Raw genomic sequence first — 20769 nt, 5'->3', positions numbered from 1 at the left:
TAGACGCCAAAGGAGAAGCATGGGTATTCTAAACAAGAAGAGAGCAATATTAGCACTCGAAGACGGAACGGTTTTTCACGGATATGGCTTCGGTGCCGCCGGTGAAACGAGCGGTGAAGTTGTCTTTAACACCAGCATGACCGGTTACCAGGAGATATTGACAGATCCATCCTATGCCGGGCAAATCGTTACGATGACATATCCCCTTATCGGAAATTATGGGGTTAATAAGGACGATAGCGAATCGAGAAAACCGTTTGTCGAGGGCTTTGTTGTACGCGAGGCTTCGAATATTCACAGCAATTGGCGTGCAAAAGGATCGCTCCAGGGATATCTGGCCGAAAACGGAATCGTCGGTATTGAGGGCGTCGATACACGCGCGCTCACAAAACACATCCGAAGCGCCGGGGCTATGCGCGGCGTGATTTCGGGCGATGGTGACACTGAGGCGGCTGTAATAGATAAGGCTAAGGGTTCGCCGTCAATGGTCGGCCGCGATTTAGTAAAGGATGTGACGGTCGAGAAACCGTATTCGTGGAACAGCATGCAGGGCGGCGCATATAAAGTCGTCGCGTATGATTTTGGAATTAAGGCGAATATTATCCGCTGCTTGTCCGAGGCGGGCTGCAACATCAATATTGTGCCGGCGACAACACCGGCCGATGAAGTGCTGGCGATGAATCCTGACGGCATCTTCTTATCGAACGGCCCTGGCGATCCGGCCGCGGTAACCTATGCGATACAAACCATCCGCGAACTCTTAGGCAAGAAGCCGGTCTTCGGTATCTGCCTCGGGCACCAGCTGCTTTCGCTGGCGATCGGCGGAGAGACATATAAATTAAAATTCGGCCATCGCGGCGGCAACCAGCCGGTCAAGAACCTGCTGAACGGCCGCGTGGAGATAACCAGCCAGAATCACGGCTTCTCCGTGAATCCCGCCTCGCTCGATGTCAGCGAACAGCCGTGGCAAGTAGGTCAAACAATCCCGCTCGGCGGTTGGGCCGGCAAAAGCGAGGTCGGCAACATCGAGGTTACCCATATTAATCTAAACGACGGAACGGTTGAGGGACTACGCTGCCTCGATATTCCGGCGTTTTCAGTACAGTATCACCCGGAAGCGGCCCCAGGCCCGCACGACGCCCGATATTTGTTCGAGCAGTTTATTGAATTGATGAAATCGACAAAAAGGTAGGATTATGCCGAGAAGAAACGATATCAAGAAAATCTTAATAATCGGAAGCGGGCCGATCATCATCGGTCAGGCGTGCGAGTTCGACTACTCGGGCACTCAGGCATGCAAAGTGCTAAGAGAGGAAGGTTTTGAGGTTGTGCTGGTCAACAGCAACCCGGCAACGATCATGACCGACCCGGAGTTTGCCGACCGCACCTATATCGAGCCGATAACCCCGGAGATCGTCGAGAAAATCATCGCAAAGGAGAGGCCACAGGCGCTCTTGCCGACGCTTGGCGGGCAGACCGGCTTAAACACCGCTGTCGCGCTTGCTGAAAGCGGCGTACTCGATACGTATGGCGTCGAGCTTATCGGTGCTAAGTTGCCGGCAATCAAGAAGGCGGAAGATCGCAGCGAGTTTAAGGCAGCGATGGAGAAAATCGGCCTTGAAGTGCCGAAAAGCGGATTTGCATACGACCTCAACGACGCAAAAGCGCTTGCCGACGAACTTGGCTTCCCGCTCGTTGTTCGCCCGAGCTTTACGCTTGGCGGCACCGGCGGTGGTATCGCTTTCAATATGGAAGAATATGTTGCTATCGTTTCAAACGGTCTCATGCTCTCACCGGTCTCGGAATGTCTCATCGAAGAATCGGTTATTGGGTGGAAAGAATACGAGCTCGAGGTCATGCGCGACCTCAAGGATAATGTCGTTATCATCTGCTCGATTGAGAATTTTGACCCGATGGGCATCCACACCGGCGACTCCATCACCGTTGCCCCGGCGCAAACGCTTACCGATGTCGAATACCAGGTGCTTCGCGATGCGTCGGTTGAGATCATCCGCGAAATCGGCGTTGAAACCGGCGGTTCAAATATCCAGTTCGCAGTTAACCCGGAGGACGGCCGGGTTGTCGTTATTGAAATGAACCCGCGCGTAAGCCGTAGCTCGGCGTTGGCATCTAAAGCGACAGGCTTCCCAATCGCCAAAATGGCGGCAAAACTTGCCGTGGGATACACACTCGATGAAATCGCAAACGATATCACCAAAGAGACGCCGGCATCGTTCGAGCCGACTATCGATTACGTGGTAACCAAGATCCCGCGCTGGGCGTTCGAGAAGTTCCCGGAGACCGATGCGACCCTTACGACCAAGATGAAATCGGTCGGTGAGGCCATGGCGATCGGGCGCACGTTTAAAGAATCACTGCAAAAAGCGATTCGCTCGCTTGAAATCGACCGTTACGGCTTAAGCGGTGACGGCAAGGACGAGATCGATCCCGACCAATTGAATAATAAACTGGCGATCCCGAATCAGGACCGCATGTTTTATATAAAGTACGCGCTCGAGAACGGCATGAGCGATGATGAGATTATCGAACTTACCAAGATCGACCCCTGGTTCATCGACCAGATGCGCCAAATCGTCGAGGCGGAGAAAGAAATCGCAGGTTTTAGCCTGGCCGATATGCCTGATGAGCTTTTGCGCGAGGCAAAACGCTACGGGTTCTCAGACCGGCAACTCGCGCATCTAACCGGTTCAACCGAGCTTGAGGTGCGTGAACGCCGTATCGACGCCGGTATTGTTGTCACATTTAAAACGGTAGATACCTGCGGCGCCGAATTTGAGGCCCACACACCGTACTACTATTCAACCTATGAGTCAGAGTGCGAAGTTGCGCCGTCAACGAGAGATAAAGTTATGATTCTCGGCAGCGGTCCGAACAGAATCGGCCAGGGTATCGAGTTCGATTACTGCTGCGTCCACGCTTCATTTGCCCTGAGAGAAGAGGGCTTTGAGTCCATTATGGTCAATTGTAACCCGGAGACGGTTTCCACCGATTACGACACATCAGACCGCCTCTATTTCGAACCGTTGACTTATGAGGACGTCATGAACATAGTCGAAAAAGAGAAACCAAAAGGGGTTATCGTGCAGTTCGGCGGCCAGACGCCTCTTAAACTTGCAAAATCGCTTGGTGAAGCAGGCGTTCCGATCATCGGTACGTCGCCGGATAGTATCGACCTTGCTGAAGATAGAAAACGCTTCGACGTGCTCCTTCGCAACCTGGAAATCAATCAGCCGCCAAACGGTACGGCGACGAGCTACGAAGAGGCGCTCGAAGTGGCGCGTAAGATCGGCTTCCCGGTCCTCGTTCGCCCGAGTTACGTGCTTGGTGGCCGCGCTATGGAAATCGTCTATTCGGAGGATAAACTCGAAGCTTATATTGTAAAAGCGGTTAAAGCGTCGCCGGATCATCCCATCCTTATCGATAAATTCCTCGAGGGAGCTATAGAGGTGGATGTCGATGCGATCTGCGACGGAGACGATGTTCTCATCGGCAGTATTATGGAACACATCGAAGAAGCCGGCGTGCACTCAGGCGATTCTGCCTGCGTAATTCCGCCCTATACATTAAGCGATGAAATTATCAATCAAATAAAGGAATACACAATAAAGCTAGCGAAAGAACTAACTGTACGGGGCCTCCTAAATATTCAGTACGCCGTGCAGGGGCAAACGGTTTATGTGCTTGAGGTTAACCCCAGGGCATCACGTACGGTACCGTTTGTCAGCAAGTCGGTCGGTGTGCCGCTTGCAAAAATCGCGGCAAAGGTTATGATTGGCAAGACGCTCAAGGAGATGGATTGTCTTGAAGTGCCGACTATCGAGCATGTGTCTATCAAGGAAGCGGTATTACCGTTCGGGCGTTTCCCGGAGGTAGATACTGTTCTTGGGCCTGAGATGAAATCGACCGGCGAGGTCATGGGTATCGACACATCGTTTGGTATAGCGTTTGCGAAAGCGCAGATAAGCGCCGGGCTGAACCTTCCGACCAAAAAAGGGAGCGTCTTTATCAGTGTTCGCAACCAGGATAAACGTTCGATAATATTCCCGGCTCAGCGGTTGCATCAGCTTGGTTTTAAGATTTACGCGACCAAGGGCACGGCTACGATGCTTACGAGAAACGGTGTACCGACAGAAGCGCTCAAAAAAGTGCAGGAAGGGCGGCCAAACGTCATCGACCTTATTAAGAATAGAGAGGTCGACCTGGTCATTAACACACCATCCGGTCGCGGTGCCAGGGTCGACGGGTATGAGATTCGAACCACGTCGGCGGCCTACGGTGTCCCGTGCATAACAACGCTGGCAGCGGCAACGGCCGTTGTACAAGGGATTGACGCGTTAATTGGCGGAGACCTTGATGTGAAGGCCATCCAGGATTACCATAAAACAACGTTGGAAGCGAAACAAATCACCGAAGCCCCGGTGGGTATTGAATAATGGCTCGTATCACCTGCACAATAAGGAGAGTCGATGAGTAGTTCTTCGAGTATTTTAGCGGTTATTATAGGGCTCGTGGCTATGTTCGCAGGGTATATGATCAAGTTCCGGCACATGCCGCAGCTTATGATTGGTTTTAACCCTAACAAGGTTGCCGATAAAGAGGGTTATGCCAAGTGGAACGGCCTTAATCTTATTTTAATCGGCCTCGTTTTGACTGCTACCGGGCTGGGGCGGATGTTTCTTGCGTCAGCCACGGCGACGCTCGTATCGACCATCGCAATGTTTGCGCTTTTTGTACTGCTCGTTATTACGTTTTACGGGAGCAGACGGTACGAGAAGCGCGGCGATAGTGCAGAACAGAATCAAAGTAACGATAGCTAAAGCTTTCGACACTTAAAAGGAGCCCTAGTTGGGCGTAACCGGGAACTAATCGATTCGTTAAGTAATTAGGTGCTTATGGCGAAAACAATATTTCAAGTAAAAGCAGATATAATAGGAAGAGAAGAGATCGCGCCTGGGGTTATCAATCTCACGCTCGTTTCACCTGAGATCGCGCGAGATGCTCGCCCAGGTCAGTTTGTCCATATCTTGTGCAGTGACCCAAATTCTAATTATATTTTGCGAAGGCCGTTTAGTATCCATAAAGTAGTTCCCGGCAGGGTTTTTGAGATACTCTTTCAAATTGCCGGCAAGGGTACCGACGCACTATCGAAACTTAAAGTGCACGATACGGTCGACGTGATCGGCCCCCTGGGACACAGCTTCAAGTATTCCGAGGACGTCCGCTCGGCGCTTCTTATCGGGGGCGGACTCGGCGTAGCACCTCTTTTATTCCTGGCAGAAGAGCTCATGGAGCGAAATGTGCTCATGTATAGCATGCTTGGAGCACAGACGAGAGATAAGATGTTTCGCTATATCGATTTCAAACGCATGTCAAAAAAGACATACGCCGCAACCGATGACGGCAGTTTCGGACACCACGGCACAGTTGTCGAACTGCTTAACCGGACGGTTCACCAGATACGACCTGAAGTCATTTACGCGTGTGGCCCCGAGCCGATGTTAAAGAAAATCGCTCGGACCGCGGATGATTTCGCCATCATCTGCCAGGTATCGCTTGAAACGAAGATGGCGTGCGGTATTGGCGCGTGTTTGGGTTGCGCGGTTGCCACGAAAGACGGTTACAAAATGACGTGTAAAGACGGCCCTGTTTTTAACGCTAATGATTTAATTTGGGATTTATCGAGAGGACGCGATCAGGGGCATTCTGCCGGACGTGATGAGAGCGAAAAAGCAAAAGCTTCACATAAAAGTTGAACCGAAGAAGATCCGGAAAACCTGGGCGATCAATCCAAGAGAGAGAATCCACGATGGCGAGGGCTATGATCGACATAAAGACAAAGAAGAGCTTCGGAATATTATCGTAGACGAGGAAGTAGAGGAATAGCCTGCGAACAGGCATAACACAACTATGACGGTAAACTTGAACGTTAGTTTAGCTGGAATAAAAATGAAGAACCCCGTAATGCCGGCCTCGGGAACGTTTGGCTCGGGGCGTGAGTATAGCGATTTTGTCGATTTGAATAAACTCGGAGCGATTGTCGCAAAAACAGTGACGCTGCATCCACGTATCGGTAATCTACCGCCGCGCATCTGTGAAACCACGTCGGGAATGCTTAACGCAATAGGTCTCGAGAACAAGGGTCTCGACCACTTTCTCGAGCACGACTTGCCGTATTTGCGAAAGTTCAAAACGCCGGTAATCATCAATATTGCGGGCAACAGGCTTGAAGAATACGCCCAGCTCTGCCGCGATTTACGTGGCGTTCCAGGCGTTAGCGGCATTGAAATAAACATCTCCTGCCCAAATGTAAAAGCAGGCGGCGTGGCGTTTGGCGCATCGGCGCGGCTTGCCGAGCAGGTAACAGCCGCGGCCCGTTATAACACCGATTTACCGCTAATCGTAAAGCTCACGCCGAACGTCTACAATATCTCGAAAATTGCACGAGCCGTCGTGAGCGCGGGAGCGGATGCGATATCGCTCATAAACACACTGGTCGGGATGTCGATCGATATCAATACCTTTAAGCCCAAGCTTGCAAATATCACCGGTGGTTTGAGCGGACCTGCCGTCAAACCGGTAGCCGTACGGATGGTTTGGGAAGTAGCGCAGACGGTAAACGTGCCGATTATCGGTATCGGCGGCATCACAACCGCAGAGGACGCAATCGAGTTCTTCCTTGCAGGAGCTTCCGCCGTTGCCGTCGGAACCGCCAACTTTACAAACCCCCGGGCGATGCTCGATATAGTCGACGGCATAGAAGCATTCTGCAAAGAGCGCAAAATCAAGGATGTCCGACAGCTTGTCGGCAAGGTGCAAGCATAGGCCCAAGTAAAACATTATGGTCAACAGCTTACGCCACAGCTTTCAACACTGCCGCTAGATCCGTTTTCCACCTGTTTCATCCTAAGTAAATTGCAACAATTAGTGAATTTCGTTTGACAAGAGGTACTCTATTCTGGTTTTATTTGGTTCGGTACATGTATGCAGGAAGTATGAAAGAGGACTGCTGCTAGAGGCCGAACGTAGTTTGTTATACACAAAGGGGTTACTATGGTAGGGCCGAAAGAACGGCTGATAATCGCACTGGATTTCGATACCGCTGCAGATGCCGTAGCGATGTGCCGGGCAGTCGGAGACCAAGCATGTTTCTATAAAGTCGGCCTGCAGTTGTTTTTGTCGGCAGGACGAGATGTAGTCGATCAGGTTAAAAATCTCGGGAACCATATATTTCTCGATTTAAAGCTGCACGATATACCGAACACCGTAGCCGGCGCGTGTCGTGAGATTGTGCGGGTGGGCGTGAGTATGACCACGTTACACACCATGGGCGGCGCGGATATGATGCGCGAAGCTGCCACCGCTACGAAGCGTGCGGCTGAAGAATTTGGTGTTGAGCAGCCAATATTACTTGGTGTAACTATGCTGACCAGTTTAAACGAACAGCGAGCTGGGGAAATAGGAGTGGCGGGCTCAATATCGGAGCAAGTCACCAGGTTGGCAATACTGGCAAAGACGAGCGGGTTGGATGGCGTTGTGGCTTCACCGCACGAGGTTGAAGGCTTGAGATGTGAACTCGGTGACGATTTTATAATCGTTACACCGGGAATACGGTCGGCCGCCGATGCCGTCCACGACCAAAAGCGGGTCATGAGCGCGCTTGATGCGATTGCCGCGGGGTCGTCATACCTGGTAGTCGGGCGTCCTGTTACCGAGGCCGATAACCCGGCGAAGGCCGCAGCAAGTATCATTGCGCAGATACGGCAAGCAAGCGCGTAGGGTGATTGTAGTCTGTTAAAGGTTGTACGATACAAAATAAGCCCGTACGCTTGAGAAACGAACAATTATTAAGAAAAATATTTTTATAAAAGCAGGAAAACGGGGTACAAGCAGAGAATTGAAGATAAAGAAGCAGGTCAGACGGTACCCTTTAAACAAAATAAATTCATGCATACCTTGAATAGGATAAAAATTAAGGGAAGGGAGGGGAGTACACAATACACGTTGCTAGCTAGATTGATAGGGGTAGACAGGTAGCTCAAGATCTAGGACTGATAGCCTTAGATGAACCACTGCAATCTTTGGCAACCGGCACAGCCGAGCGAATTTCATAGCGAAGATGTGTCAGCTGTACGTCCCACCACAATACGAAGCATCGTACGACGCCAATTTCTAGCAAAGATTTGTCATTCAGCTAGCTATCGCATATAATCACCGTTAAAAGTCCAACTACCTAACTTAAGGAGGAGTTATGCCGTTACCGAAACTTACAGAAGAACAAAGGGCGGAAGCCTTAAAGAAAGCAGCAGAGGCAAGGCAAAAAAGAGCAGAGCTTAGGAAGAAACTCAAGGGTGGGGAAGTTAACGTCAAAGACATTATCAATAAGACCGACGACCCAATCGTCTCCAGAATGAAAGTTAGTAGTTTGCTGGAATCACTTCCGGGCATTGGTAAAGCAAGAGCTCAGAAAATCATGCAGGATGCTGGCATCAGCCCCACAAGAAGAGTACAAGGCCTCGGCAGCAAGCAGAAAGAAATACTGATTAGTTCAGTTAGCAAATAAATATAGGTGAATTAGATGGGCATAGATCCAAAGGTTTTTGTCATATCTGGTCCATCAGGCGCAGGTAAGGGGACTCTCACGGAATTACTTCTCAAGAGAGTCCCCTCTCTTACTCGCTCAATTTCTGTGACGACTAGAAATCCGCGCCCCGGTGAAGTTTGCGGGGTCGATTATTTCTTCGTAACGCGGGAAGAGTTCGAGAAACATATTGAAAAAGGGGATTTTCTCGAATACGCACAAGTTCACGGCAACTATTACGGTACATTGCGCTCGATGGTGGAAAACGAACTTAAAATAGGCAATGATATTGTACTGGTCATTGATGTACAGGGCGGGGCGAGCATCAAACAAAAAGCGCCGGACGCAGTTCTCATCTTTATCGAACCGCCGTCGATGGCGGAGCTAATAGGCCGTCTTAGGGTTAGAAACACCGAGACGCAAGCCGAGCTCGAACACCGGCTTAAGAATGCTGAAGCCGAGATGAGGCTTGCTAAGATGTACGATTATGTGGTAATAAATGATGAGATAGAAAGAGCCGCAGATGAGTTAATACACATCGTGCAGCAAGAACGACAAAAAAACAAAGGTGAAGGTGATAATTAGTGGCTAGGCCAAATATCGACAAACTGATGGAGAAGGTCGATAGTAAGTATACGCTGGTAATTGCTGCAGCAAAAAGAGCACGCCAGATTAACGACTATTTCAGTGCGATAAAGCGCCATGACCTGGTGCGGGTACGCCCGCCGCAAATAGAGGCGCTCTCCAATAAACCGTTAACAATTGCGCTTGGGGAGATTTCGGAGGACCTGGTCACATATGAGCGGGTTGTCGAAAGTATCAAGTAAGTTATGTTTAATAATGTACTTATAGTTAAGACAAAGCGGGACACCACGTCCCGCTTTTTTGTTTGAGCTTAGTATGAACAAGGCGATACGTGGTTACAGCAGGCGAGATATGAGTTTATTAGTTGTAGCGGTCAGCACCGGTGCCGCTCGATAAAGCATGCGGTATATATTATAATTACTTATAATGCCTGTAAATTCGGCACAACATTTATGATCGTAATAATAGGGATGATAGACTATGGAAAACGACAGAATCTTCAAAGGGAAAATAATTGCGCTCGGCGTATGTGGCGGTATCGCCGCATATAAAGCCGTTGATCTCGCAAGTAAACTCACTCGTGAAGGCGCTGGCGTTAAGGTAATCATGACCCAAAACGCCACGCGTTTTGTTGGGCCGATTACCTTCCAATCAGTCACCGGGCAGCCTGTATTGACTAACCTTTTCGACATGGAGAGTTCCGCTAATATCGGCCATGTTCGCATAAGCGAAGAGGCGGATATCCTGCTCATTGCGCCTGCTACCGCCAATATCATAGCAAAAACCGCGTATGGTATTGCCGATGATGCGCTCTCGACAACCATTCTAGCAGCACGCAGCACCGTGGTAATGGTGCCGGCCATGAACAACCACATGTGGCTAAATGCCGCTATGCAGCACAATGTCGAGGTGTTAAAAAGCCGTGGTTTTCACATCATCGACCCTGAGATCGGAAGACTTGCCTGCGGCGAGGAGGCAGCCGTGGGGCGGTTCCCGGAAACAAGTAGAATCATAGACTATGTGCACGGCTTATTCGCTCACGCAAACGATCTCAAAGGCACCTCGATTCTGGTGACGGCCGGCGGCACACACGAGCCGATTGACCCCGTTCGTTATATCGGTAACCGGTCGTCCGGGAAAATGGGTTACGCAATTGCAGAAGAAGCAGCCGCACGTGGCGCTGATGTGACTCTTATTTCGGGCCCGACGGCGCTCGCTACGCCATCATGTGTTGCGCGCATCAATGTCGAGACCGCGCAGCAGATGTATGAGGCGGTAATGGATAATCTGGAAGAAACTGAAGTCGTAATTATGAGTGCTGCCGTTGCCGACGTTCGTCCTTCTATAGCGAAGTCTGAGAAGATTAAGAAAGAGCGTATGCCGAAGAATATTGGTTTAGAACTCAACCCCGATATCTTGCACGCGATTGCATCGGAAAAAGCGGGAGGGCTTATCGTGGGCTTTGCGGCTGAATCTGAAAACATGATCGAGCACGCTACCGACAAACTCCAGCGTAAAAGTCTCGATCTCATCGTTGCAAACGATATTTCGATACCCGGTGTCGGCTTTGGAAGCGACTTTAACCTGGCGGTTCTGATTGATAATAACGGTCCGATCGGCGAGCCTGCAACTTACCGTAAAGATGAATTAGCGGAAAAGATTCTCAATTGGATTAAAGATGCGCTAACGCAGCTACAGCGCTAAGATCGGACGGATTTCAATCGCGGCTGCTACGCTAAGCCAGACAACGGGGCAGGGGATTAGTTGCACTTGTACATCGTAACGCAGTTCCTGCCGTTTTCCTTGGAGAGGTAAAGTGCGGCATCCGCCTTCTCGATCAGATCATATGGATCGGATGTGTCATCCGGGTAACAAGCGACACCTGCGCTCATGGTTATGTGGCTTCAGCCGTTTTCACAGCTACAAGTAAAGTTTCGCTTATCGATCTTGTCGCGAATCCGGTCTACAAGCTGATACGCGCTTTGCTTGTCGGTTTTCGGGCAGATGATGATAAACTCCTCGCCGCCATAGCGCGCAACCGTATCGGAAGCCCTGCTTTCTTGCCTGAGAATTGACGCAAATTCGACGAGTAAATCGTTGCCCTTCAAATGGCCGTGAGTATCGTTATACCATTTGAAGCGGTCGATATCGATAAGGATGAGGGAGAGCTGCTCTTTGTAGCGTTTAGCACGCTTAAATTCTTTTTCAAGCTGCTGTGTTAATCCCCGGTAGTTATTAAGCTTGGTTAGGTCATCAGTTACGACCATGGTGGTCAAGTTTTGCAGCAAGCGGGCCTTTTCTATTGCCAGCACTGCGTAATTTGAGAGCATAAAGAGCACGGAGACATCTATGGCTGTAAACTCCCGTATCCGGTAGTCGCCTACGAATAAGATACCGACCGCACGATCCGCTAATATTAGCGGGCAGGCAATAAGTGATCTGATCCCCGCTTGAGCAATTTCAGCGTGATCAAAGTCGGGGTAGTGTGTAACATCGGGCACAACGATAGGGCTCTTTTGGCTTAACACATATTGAGTAAAATGGCCTGCCGGTACCCGTATGATCTTGTGCTTGCCCGTATTCTTGCCAAACCCTTGCGATCCGACGCAGGCTATAGAGCCAGAACTCTCATCATAAATACCGATACTGCCTCCAGGCGCCTCAATTAGTTTTAGGGCTTGCTGGACGATCGTTATGTAGGCCTCGGAAAGATCGCCGGTAGATACAAGGCTCATTCCAATCTCGTACAGTGCTCGATTTTCGCGGGTGAGGGTGTTGATGATATCGTGTGTCGCCTTGCTTTCGGTTCGTACGAGATCGCAGATAATCTGGGCGGTTTTTAAATCGATAACTTGGGCTGTCGGCCGGTCCTTGCGAATTTTGGATGCGATAGACTTTGAGCCCGACAAATCGATGATAAGATCGGCGTCTCCGCCCCCGAGATCGCTGCATTCATAGGCAACAGGGATGCCGAGGTTTTTTGCGGCGTCTGCTATTGCCTGTCCGTCTCGGGAAACTACTATCGATGTTATATGTATGAACTCGGCGAGCGTTCGAAGAATCGGTACTTCGGGCTGTTGCCCGCCAACAGCTATGGCTTTCACGACGTCTCCTCATGCATGAAATCAAATACTTGAGTATTATCGACTAGACATAGATATTACTTTAATAGTTTACGGTAGATAACTACTTGACGGGTGCCGCTATTATTTGGTAATCTGATGTTAGTAGGGTGCTCTTGCACGTACATTGAAATGTGCTGGTAAATCGGTTATTCGATTGCAAGCATTCATAATAGGCTCTTATCCAGAGAGGTGGAGGGACTGGCCCTGTGAAGCCTCGGCAACCTGGAAACGCCGGTAAGACCGGTGTTTTTAAGGTGCTAATTCCTGCAGATGCGCAAGCAGATGCACTGAGATTATGGTTTCTGAAAGATGAGAGAGGCGTAAACGTTAATATTTTAAGCCGTATAAATTTTCGCCCTCGTTCCTTTCAGAACGAGGGTTTTTTGTTTTATTAAAGGAGGATGTATTGTGTCGAGTAGAAGGTATTTGTTTACGTCAGAATCAGTAACAGAGGGACATCCAGATAAGATCGCTGATCAGATCTCCGATGCGGTCTTGGATGCAATCTACAAAGATGACCCGCAAGCGCGTGTCGCTATCGAGACGCTTGTAACGACCGGTCTCGTCGTCGTTGCCGGTGAAGTTACAACAAACACATATGTCGACATCCCGAGCGTCGCACGCGCGGCGATCCGCGACGTGGGCTACACGAGGGCTAAGTACGGCTTCGACTGTGATACGTGCGGCATTATTACAAGTATCGACCCGCAATCGCCTGATATCGCACAGGGCGTGGAGTGCGCGTATGAAACCCGCGCCGCAGATGCATGTGGGCTCGATGAAAGCCTCGACAAGCAAGGCGCCGGCGATCAAGGTATGATGTTCGGTTATGCTTGCAACGAGACGCCCGAGCTTATGCCGTTACCCATCTCGCTCGCGCACAAACTCGCGCTCCGATTAACCGAAGTGCGCAAGAACGGTACGCTTCCATATTTGCGGCCGGATGGAAAAACCCAGGTGACCGCCGTTTATGAGGACGGTGTTCCGGTTGAAATCGATACAATAATCATATCCACGCAGCATGCACCGGAAGTCGATATCGATAACCAATTGAGGCCGGCGCTCATCGAGCATGTTATCAAGCCGACGGTCCCGTCCGAGCTTATTGATTACAATACGGTAAAAATACTGGTCAACCCAACCGGTAGATTTGAGATAGGCGGCCCGCAGGGCGATACCGGTCTTACCGGCCGTAAGATTATCGTCGATACATACGGCGGTGCGGCCAGCCACGGCGGCGGCGCATTCTCGGGGAAAGACCCATCTAAGGTAGACCGTTCGGCGGCGTACGCAGCCCGCTATGTGGCGAAAAACGTCGTGGCGGCGGGGCTTGCCGACCGTATTCAGGTGCAGCTCGCATATGCCATCGGTGTGGCTCACCCGGTTTCGGTCATGATCGACACGTTCGGCACTGAGAAGATCGCAAAAGAGACGATCGAGGAACTCATAAGCAAGCACTTCGATCTTCGCCCGGCAGCGATCATCCGCGATCTCGATTTGAGGCGGCCGATTTACAAAAAGACGGCGGCATACGGTCACTTCGGTCGTGAAGATGCCGACTTTACCTGGGAGAAAACCGATAAAGCAGCAACGCTGCGCGAAGAAGCAGGCCCAGGGGAATTGGTTGAGGTTTCGGAGGGCTTAGTCTAAAGAGGCGAAAGAATATGCGAATGCCGTCCGGCTAAAAACTTCAAGCCGGATCTACAGCAAAAAGCGTAACTGTGATAAGTATAGTAGAAACAAAATACGAGGCGGGGGCTTACTGTCCCCGCCTCTCTGTATTACCGACACCGTCTAGGATAGTACCACCTGCAAAAAATGACCGATCGGTCGAAAACTAACCGGCGCTGTTTCCGGGTTCATTTGCTATAATATGTAAAGCGTTACTAACTATTATGGAGCCCTAAGGAGTAGAATTTGTGCCACAGGAACCGCTTATTGCCAGGGTTATCATCGATCTCCCTGTCCGTGAAATAAATCGCGTATTTGATTATTTCATCCCAGATTATCTCGCCGAATCTGTTGAGATCGGCTCGGTCGTGCTCGTACCGTTCGGCAAAACCAAGCAGGTTGGTTATGTCGTAGATCGAGTTACGACTTCAGATGTACCGAATCTTGTCGGGATCGAAGCAGTTGTCCAGGAAAAACCGGCGTTTAACCATGCCATGGTTGAACTCTGTGGATGGATCGCACGGTACTACCTCTCAACGATAAACGATGCGCTTAAGCTTGCATTGCCTCCCGGACATGGGTCGAAAGTTATCCAATCGCTTAAGATCACCGAAGCGTCCGTTGAAAAACTACCGGCACGTCAGGCCGAGATATATGAAGCGCTGGTGCGGCTCGGCGGCAATGCTCCGGCCGATGCGGTTAAGAGCGCGTGCGGCGGCGCAAATATATCCCAGGCGATCACAAAGCTCTGCGAGCGCGGTTACATCGAGCGATACTGCGAGCTTGAACGCCCGAAAGTCAAAGAAGCAACCGCGCGCTTCGCGTTACTTATTCCGGCGACACTCGCTGAAGCTGATATCGAGCGTGAGCTGAAACGCTCGCCGAAGCAACGAGACATCATAGATATGCTGGTACGGCGCGGGGATATGGAGGTTGCGAAGCTTCTCGCCGAGGTTGCGGCACCATATTCATCTTTACAGGGGCTTGTCTCCAAGGAGATGGTAAGAGTTGAGGAACGACCGGTTCACCGTGAGCCCGAGCACTTGTATAAGCAAACAGATACCGCTGTTACGCTGACCGATGAACAGCAGGTGGCGCTAACGGCGATAAGCGGCTCTATTGAAAACAGCACGCATGACGTGTTTTTGCTGCAAGGCGTGACCGGTAGCGGTAAGACGGAGATTTATTTACGCGCAATCCGGCTGGCGCTTGAGCTTGGCAAAAGTGCGATTGTTCTCGTACCTGAGATAGCGCTTACCGCACAGGTTGTGGCGCGTTTTAAGGCGCGTTTCGGCGATGCGGTCGCCGTACTTCATAGCGGCCTTGGTGCGGGCGAGCGCTTCGATCAGTGGCGGCGTATCCAGGAAGGGCGCTACCGCGTTGTTGTTGGCGCACGCTCGGCGGTTTTTGCACCGGTGTCGAACCTCGGCATCATCGTTGTTGATGAAGAGCACGAGGGCAGTTACAAACAGGGAAGAAGCCCCCGGTATAATGCACGCGATGTGGCCATTAAGCGGGCCGAATTAGAAGGCGCATGTACCGTTTTAGGGAGCGCGACGCCGGCTCTTGAGACAAAATGGCATTCTGAGACAGGGCTGTACCGGCCACTTTTCTTGCATAAAAGGGTGCAAGAGCGCTCGTTGCCGAGAATTGAGATTGTCGATATGCGCGAAGAACCGAAAGGGGAAACACGCCCGATTATCGGCGGTGTATTAGCAAACAGGCTCGTGGAGACATTCGATGACGGCGGCAAAGCCATCCTGTTCTTGAACCGGCGCGGCTTTTCCAACTTCATCATCTGCGAAGAGTGCGGTTTTGTGCCGAAATGCAGGAACTGCGCGGTATCGCTGACGTACCATTCAGTAAACCATAGCCTGCGGTGTCACCACTGTAATTTTGCGGCTAAAGCCCCTGATGCATGCCCCAAATGCGGCGCTCAAGATATTCAATATCCAGGCGTGGGTACGCAACGCGTTGAAGCCGAGCTAAGCCGCCTCTACCCGGATATTCCCGTAATCAGGATGGATGCCGATACGACAGCGCGCAAGGGCGCACACCAGAAACGCCTGGTACGCTTTGAGGCCGAAAGCTCTGCGATACTATTGGGTACCCAAATGATCGCAAAAGGGTTGGATTTTCCCGAAGTTACACTGGTGGGCGTTATTAACGCCGACACGTCACTTCACCTGCCGGATTTTAGGGCCGGTGAGCATACCTTTCAAGTGCTCATGCAGGTCGCCGGTCGCGCCGGTCGCGGTGAGCGGCCTGGCACGGTGGTAATTCAGACTTACTCACCGGGCAGTTACCCCCTGCAAGCTGTTCTTGCCGGGGATTATGACGAGTTCTATAAAGAGGAAGTCGAACACCGGCGCGAGCTTTATTATCCGCCGTTTACAACCATTATCAGATTGCTGTTTAGCAGTGCAGACCCACAGGCTGTGGTCGGCTTAACGCGCAGGGCGGCAAAGATAATGGAGGCCGCCGGCCTGGATAGCGCCGTCGACATTGTCGGGCCGTCGCCCGCACCGCTTCTCAAGGTCAAAGGCGATTACCGGTGGCATATACTGCTTAAAGTACGGGATACCTTGACAGCGAAAAGCTTTTTGGAAGATAATTTTTCACGGTTCGTACCAGCTTCATATCAAAACGTAGTAAGCTTATCTATAGATGTTGACCCCAATTGGGTTCTGTAAGATATAAGTCGGGTCGAGCATGGCCCGTAGAAGTATTGGAGGAATAGACGTGGCGATTTTGCCGATTAGAAAATTTCCAGACCCCGTACTTAAGGAAAAAGTGCGGCCGGTTGAAACAATCGATGATGAACTGCATAAGCTCATTAAGAACATGATCGATACTATGTATGCGGCGCCCGGTATGGGATTGGCCGCAAACCAGGTCGGCGTGCTTAAAAGCGTCATAGTCGTGGAAGTCGACGAGAAGTTGATGGTTTTTATTAACCCCGAGATTACCTGGATGAGCGAAGAAACAGATGATATGGAAGAGGGCTGCTTGAGCGTCGGCGCTAAGGTCATCTATATGATGGTGTCTCGCGCAGATAAAATCCATTTCAAAGCGCTCGATCAAGACGGTAAGCCCGTTGAGTTCGATGCGGAAGGGCTTAAGGCACGGGTCTTGCAGCATGAGGTCGATCATTTGAATGGGATTTTGATTCTCGACCGGACGACAGCGGAAGAGAAGAAACGCGTGCTTAAAGAAATCACGCGCAGCGTTCCATTGCTCTAATGAGGTGCAGTTCGTTCAAAATTGGGTACAAACCCGAATTAAGACAGCCCGGAACCCCTGTGAAATGGTTTGCTCTTTGTAGATATATAGCGTCTTAGAAGGGAATTGATATGCGCGTATTCTTTATGGGGACGCCCCAGCTGGCGATACCCGTTTTGAGAAATATCATTGAATCGAAACATGAGTTGCTGCTTGTAGTGACAATACCCGATAAGCCGGCTGGCCGCCAGCAGAAACTAACCCCACCCCCGGTAAAACTATTCGCCCTGGAAGAAGGCATTCCGGTAGTGCAACCACCAACTTTAAAAGATGAGAGCTTTAGAATACAAATACAGGATATGCGGCCGGATATCGGCGTTGTTTTTGCATACGGCAAAATTATTCCCATATGGTTGCTTGATCTGCCCAGGTACGGCATTATTAACGTGCATCCATCGCTGCTTCCGCGCTGGCGAGGCGCGGCCCCAATCCAACGCGCGATTATGGCGGACGATAAAATCACCGGTGTCTCAATAATCCAGCTGTCACCGGAGCTCGATGCAGGCGATATACTCATGCAAGCAGAAACGCCTATCAAGCCGGAAGATACCGCTGAGACCCTAGCTTTACAGCTCTCAAATATAGCAGGCAAACTCGTTCTGGCAACGTTAGACGGCTTAGAGCGTGGAGAAATAACACCGCGCAAACAAGATGAGACGGGGGTTGTCTATGCCGGTAAAATTACCGATGATGACGAGGAGATCCGTTGGGAAAAGCCGGCTGACGTAATCCGGAACCAGGTGCGGGCGCTCAATCCTAAACCGGGGGCGCACACGCACGTAAACGGCATGATGCTTAAGGTCTGGCGGGCCGTCCGGCCGTCCGAAGATGTTAATGTTGGGTTCGATCAGCCGGAACCCGGCACGATTGTTTATATAGACAAAAATCGTGGTCCATATATCGCAACAGGCACCGAACCGCTTCTTTTGGTTGAAGTACAACCGGCAAATAAGAAGAAGATGACCGGCGCCGAGTTCGTGCGGGGATACCGCTTGGCTGTCGGCGATAGGTTAGGTTAATATGGCAAAATCCTCACGAGAGATTGCGCTTGAGGTCATCCACCGGGTTCATAAAACCGGGAGCTATGCAAACCTGCTTCTACCCAAGAAGCTTCAGGAGAGTGACCTCGACCGCCGTGACAAGGCGTTTGTAACCGAGCTTACCTACGGCACGCTCAGGGCGTGCGGGACACTCGACTGGATCATCAAACAGTTCTCAAAGCAAAAACTCGGTAAGATTCCCGGGCTTGTGCTCGACCTAATCCGTATGTCGGTTTACCAGATCTTTTATATGGATGTGCCCGACCATGCGGTAATAAATGAATCGGTTAACATCGCGAAGAAGCATTTCCACCCGGGCATCCCGAAGTTCGTTAACGGTATGCTGCGAACCATTTCGCGTGAGAGAGATTCATTGCCCTGGCCTAGTATCGAGACCGATCCGCTTGATTACATCTCGCTGAAGTACTTTCACCCGTTATGGCTGGTTAAAATGTGGGTCGAAGAGTTCGGTCTTGAAGAGACCGAAGCGCTTTGTAGAGCTGATAATCAACCGCCGCAGCTCACAATTAGAGTCAATACGCTAAAGACCACACCGGACGAGCTGGCCGCGAGTCTGAGAGAAGCCGGCTGGACGGTTGAACCCGGCAGGTATTTAAGCGAAGCGCTCGCAGTTAAGGGAACCGGTGATTTGAGCCAGCTGCCCCAGTTTAAAGAGGGGTTATTCTACGTGCAAGACCAGAGCTCGATGATGATAGCCCACGTAGTCGACCCGCACCCGGGCGAATCGATACTTGATGTGGCGGCCGCACCCGGAGGTAAGACCACCCACATGGCCCAGCTCATGCAGAATAAGGGCAGAATTGTCGCGGTCGATCTTAGCCCCAACCGCGTCAACCTTCTCAAGCAAAACATCAATCGCATGGGTGTGAAAAACACGCTCGCGCTGCAAGGTGATGCGACCAAACTCAAATCCGTAATCAAAGAGCCGGTCGACAAGATACTTGTTGACGCCCCGTGCTCAGGCCTCGGGGTTCTTGCCCGGCGGCCGGATGCCAGGTGGACAAAAACGCCGGAACAGATCATCGAACTGTCAAATATCCAGACGCAGATACTCAGCGCTGTCGCCGATCATGTTCGGCCCGGCGGGATTATCGTCTATTCGGTATGCACGTTAACCAAGCAGGAAACAAGCCTCGTCGTCGAGCATTTCTTGCGGACGCGGGACGACTTCTTTATCGATGATATTGCACCATATCTTTCTGAGAGCATAAAACCGCACGTACGAGACGGCATGATCCAACTCATGCCCACGCAAGGAATAGACGGGCTCTTTATCGCCCGGCTTAAGCGCTTCGAGTAACCCGCAAATGTTAAAAGTTTAACAAATTGTAAACAATCTCCACCAAATCAATTGTTAAATTTAGCTAAGAGCGCTATATTATTATGTAACCGGTGAAATGTAACCCGGGTTACATAGGTTCGATTAACTGCAGGATAGAACATATGAAGAAGGTACTCTTAGGGAGCGCACTTGTAGTAATGCTTGCCCTTCTACCACTGCTCAATGGATGTGCCCAGGCGGATGACAAGCAGCTACTAGGTGGAAAACGCGGCATAAAGGGTCAAGAGACAAAAGTCCTTCGTGAGACTAATTCAATCGCGGGTCTCACGTCGCAATATCTGAAGGATCAGCATACGCTGGTATTCGAGCGTGCCGATACCTTAACATCCGATTCATCAATTTACTCGCTGAAAAATGGCGTAGAGATACTGCTTTTTGCCGGCACTTCGCCATCGATATCAGAAATCGGTCTTTACTTTATTACCCCGGACGGTGTATGCGTTCAAGACGAGTTTAAAAAAGTACACAGGCTTAGGCTTAATAACGAGTTTTACTCAGTGGCCGCTTCGCCATCAGGAGATAGGCTAATGCTGGTTAAGCCGGTCAGCGATGGTGTTAATGCGCTGTACCTCTACGATGTGAAGATGACTAAGCTTACTAAGCTTGAGCTGCCAAAAGAACTCAATCCTGATAATCCGTCATGGGCTTCCGAGGATGAGCTGTTTTTCGATGCGAGCGTCAACTATGCCACACTCAATGACCCTGATGGATTGCCGCATAACGTGTATTCGCTTAAGCTTGATGAAACAGATGCAACGCCTCGGCTCATTTTAAGCGACCACAATTCACCGTCTCTATCGCCAAAAGGCGACATGTTGGCATGTATAGAATCAAATCCAACAACCGGGAATAACACTGTTGCCATTTTTGACATCTACAACGTGACGCGGATCGCATACAAGAAGCTCTTACGGCCTAATATGTTTTATGAATCACCGATAACGTGGCTTTCCGAAGATAAATTTGCGGTCACCGAAGTTAACAGCGAGCCCCCTGAAGCGACCACGATCAAGATATTCGAGATGGTTAAGAAAAGCCGTGAACCGTTATAGCTTCTTATCCGGCTACAAGTTTCTTCCGATACTATGCGATAGTGTATGATGT

17 protein-coding genes, 1 pseudogene and 1 riboswitch are annotated in these 20769 nt (G+C 50.6%); of the genes and pseudogenes, 17 read left to right on the top strand and 1 reads right to left on the bottom strand.

What is annotated here, in order from left to right; genetic code table 11:
• Positions 1–19 precede the first annotated feature (19 nt).
• The 11 genes from carA to coaBC all read left to right on the top strand — a co-directional run bounded on the left by carA (position 20) and on the right by coaBC (position 10888).
• Entirely contained in the window at positions 20–1192 is a 1173-nt protein-coding gene (gene carA, locus VGK02_04605; protein ID HEY3374326.1) for a glutamine-hydrolyzing carbamoyl-phosphate synthase small subunit, read from the top strand.
• Between the two features lie 4 nt (positions 1193–1196).
• Positions 1197–4454 (top strand): carbamoyl-phosphate synthase large subunit, encoded by a 3258-nt coding sequence (carB, locus tag VGK02_04600; GenBank protein HEY3374325.1) that lies wholly within the window; start codon positions 1197–1199, stop codon positions 4452–4454.
• Between the two features lie 33 nt (positions 4455–4487).
• On the top strand, positions 4488–4838 hold the full coding sequence (locus VGK02_04595) for a DUF3784 domain-containing protein (protein ID HEY3374324.1): 351 nt from the start codon (positions 4488–4490) through the stop codon (positions 4836–4838).
• 75 nt (positions 4839–4913) lie between these two features.
• Positions 4914–5774, top strand: coding sequence for a dihydroorotate dehydrogenase electron transfer subunit (locus VGK02_04590; protein ID HEY3374323.1), 861 nt, complete (start codon positions 4914–4916; stop codon positions 5772–5774).
• Positions 5734–5904 (top strand): hypothetical protein, encoded by a 171-nt coding sequence (locus VGK02_04585; protein HEY3374322.1) that lies wholly within the window; start codon positions 5734–5736, stop codon positions 5902–5904. Before VGK02_04590 ends, VGK02_04585 begins: the two co-directional genes overlap by 41 nt.
• A 24-nt stretch (positions 5905–5928) precedes the next feature.
• Complete coding sequence (locus VGK02_04580) at positions 5929–6843, top strand: dihydroorotate dehydrogenase (protein ID HEY3374321.1); 915 nt, start codon at positions 5929–5931, stop codon at positions 6841–6843.
• Positions 6844–7071: 228 nt separating this feature from the next.
• Entirely contained in the window at positions 7072–7797 is a 726-nt protein-coding gene (pyrF, locus tag VGK02_04575; protein ID HEY3374320.1) for an orotidine-5'-phosphate decarboxylase, read from the top strand.
• A 472-nt stretch (positions 7798–8269) separates the two neighbouring features.
• Entirely contained in the window at positions 8270–8581 is a 312-nt protein-coding gene (gene mihF, locus VGK02_04570) for an integration host factor, actinobacterial type (protein HEY3374319.1), read from the top strand.
• Positions 8582–8596: 15 nt separating this feature from the next.
• Positions 8597–9184 carry a guanylate kinase gene (gmk, locus tag VGK02_04565; GenBank protein ID HEY3374318.1) on the top strand — a complete coding sequence of 196 codons (588 nt, stop codon included), beginning with the start codon at positions 8597–8599 and terminating at the stop codon, positions 9182–9184.
• The gene (rpoZ, locus tag VGK02_04560) at positions 9184–9426 is read left to right on the top strand and encodes a DNA-directed RNA polymerase subunit omega (GenBank protein HEY3374317.1); all 243 of its coding nucleotides are present in this window, start codon (positions 9184–9186) and stop codon (positions 9424–9426) included. Before gmk ends, rpoZ begins: the two co-directional genes overlap by 1 nt.
• Before the next feature lie 238 nt (positions 9427–9664).
• On the top strand, positions 9665–10888 hold the full coding sequence (gene coaBC / locus VGK02_04555) for a bifunctional phosphopantothenoylcysteine decarboxylase/phosphopantothenate--cysteine ligase CoaBC (protein ID HEY3374316.1): 1224 nt from the start codon (positions 9665–9667) through the stop codon (positions 10886–10888).
• Between the two features lie 56 nt (positions 10889–10944).
• Here coaBC and VGK02_04550 read toward each other — a convergent pair.
• Positions 10945–11919: pseudogene (locus VGK02_04550) on the bottom strand (sensor domain-containing diguanylate cyclase).
• A 564-nt stretch (positions 11920–12483) separates the two neighbouring features.
• Positions 12484–12625: riboswitch (SAM riboswitch) on the top strand.
• Between the two features lie 92 nt (positions 12626–12717).
• Here VGK02_04550 and metK point away from each other — a divergent pair.
• The 6 genes from metK (at position 12718) to VGK02_04520 (ending at position 20717) form a co-directional block, all read left to right on the top strand.
• Positions 12718–13959: a methionine adenosyltransferase gene (gene metK / locus VGK02_04545; GenBank protein HEY3374315.1), complete on the top strand. Its 1242-nt coding sequence runs from the start codon at positions 12718–12720 to the stop codon at positions 13957–13959.
• 269 nt (positions 13960–14228) lie between these two features.
• Positions 14229–16673 carry a primosomal protein N' gene (gene priA, locus VGK02_04540; protein HEY3374314.1) on the top strand — a complete coding sequence of 815 codons (2445 nt, stop codon included), beginning with the start codon at positions 14229–14231 and terminating at the stop codon, positions 16671–16673.
• 49 nt (positions 16674–16722) lie between these two features.
• Positions 16723–17223: a peptide deformylase gene (def, locus tag VGK02_04535; GenBank protein ID HEY3374313.1), complete on the top strand. Its 501-nt coding sequence runs from the start codon at positions 16723–16725 to the stop codon at positions 17221–17223.
• Positions 17224–17333: 110 nt separating this feature from the next.
• A complete protein-coding gene (gene fmt / locus VGK02_04530; protein ID HEY3374312.1) occupies positions 17334–18281 on the top strand; it encodes a methionyl-tRNA formyltransferase in 948 nt (315 codons plus the stop codon).
• A gap of 1 nt (position 18282) precedes the next feature.
• On the top strand, positions 18283–19623 hold the full coding sequence (gene rsmB, locus VGK02_04525; GenBank protein HEY3374311.1) for a 16S rRNA (cytosine(967)-C(5))-methyltransferase RsmB: 1341 nt from the start codon (positions 18283–18285) through the stop codon (positions 19621–19623).
• A 143-nt stretch (positions 19624–19766) separates the two neighbouring features.
• Entirely contained in the window at positions 19767–20717 is a 951-nt protein-coding gene (locus tag VGK02_04520; GenBank protein HEY3374310.1) for a hypothetical protein, read from the top strand.
• Positions 20718–20769: the final 52 nt, after the last annotated feature.

Source organism: Candidatus Aquicultor sp. (assembly GCA_036504445.1).
In the GTDB taxonomy this organism is placed as follows: domain Bacteria; phylum Actinomycetota; class Aquicultoria; order Aquicultorales; family Aquicultoraceae; genus DASXVE01.
The sequence above is the reverse complement of the archived record's forward strand: the minus strand, read 5'-3'. Positions and strand labels throughout refer to the sequence as shown.

What these genes read in the sequence shown, in the direction of transcription:
- VGK02_04580 (HEY3374321.1), top strand. Translation starts at nt 5,929, where the DNA reads ATGACGGTAAACTTGAACGTTAGTTTAGCTGGAATAAAAATGAAGAAC.
- VGK02_04595 (HEY3374324.1), top strand. Translation starts at nt 4,488, where the DNA reads ATGAGTAGTTCTTCGAGTATTTTAGCGGTTATTATAGGGCTCGTGGCT.
- carB (HEY3374325.1), top strand. Translation starts at nt 1,197, where the DNA reads ATGCCGAGAAGAAACGATATCAAGAAAATCTTAATAATCGGAAGCGGG.
- pyrF (HEY3374320.1), top strand. Translation starts at nt 7,072, where the DNA reads ATGGTAGGGCCGAAAGAACGGCTGATAATCGCACTGGATTTCGATACC.
- carA (HEY3374326.1), top strand. Translation starts at nt 20, where the DNA reads ATGGGTATTCTAAACAAGAAGAGAGCAATATTAGCACTCGAAGACGGA.
- coaBC (HEY3374316.1), top strand. Translation starts at nt 9,665, where the DNA reads ATGGAAAACGACAGAATCTTCAAAGGGAAAATAATTGCGCTCGGCGTA.
- VGK02_04520 (HEY3374310.1), top strand. Translation starts at nt 19,767, where the DNA reads ATGAAGAAGGTACTCTTAGGGAGCGCACTTGTAGTAATGCTTGCCCTT.
- gmk (HEY3374318.1), top strand. Translation starts at nt 8,597, where the DNA reads ATGGGCATAGATCCAAAGGTTTTTGTCATATCTGGTCCATCAGGCGCA.
- mihF (HEY3374319.1), top strand. Translation starts at nt 8,270, where the DNA reads ATGCCGTTACCGAAACTTACAGAAGAACAAAGGGCGGAAGCCTTAAAG.
- VGK02_04590 (HEY3374323.1), top strand. Translation starts at nt 4,914, where the DNA reads ATGGCGAAAACAATATTTCAAGTAAAAGCAGATATAATAGGAAGAGAA.
- fmt (HEY3374312.1), top strand. Translation starts at nt 17,334, where the DNA reads ATGCGCGTATTCTTTATGGGGACGCCCCAGCTGGCGATACCCGTTTTG.
- rsmB (HEY3374311.1), top strand. Translation starts at nt 18,283, where the DNA reads ATGGCAAAATCCTCACGAGAGATTGCGCTTGAGGTCATCCACCGGGTT.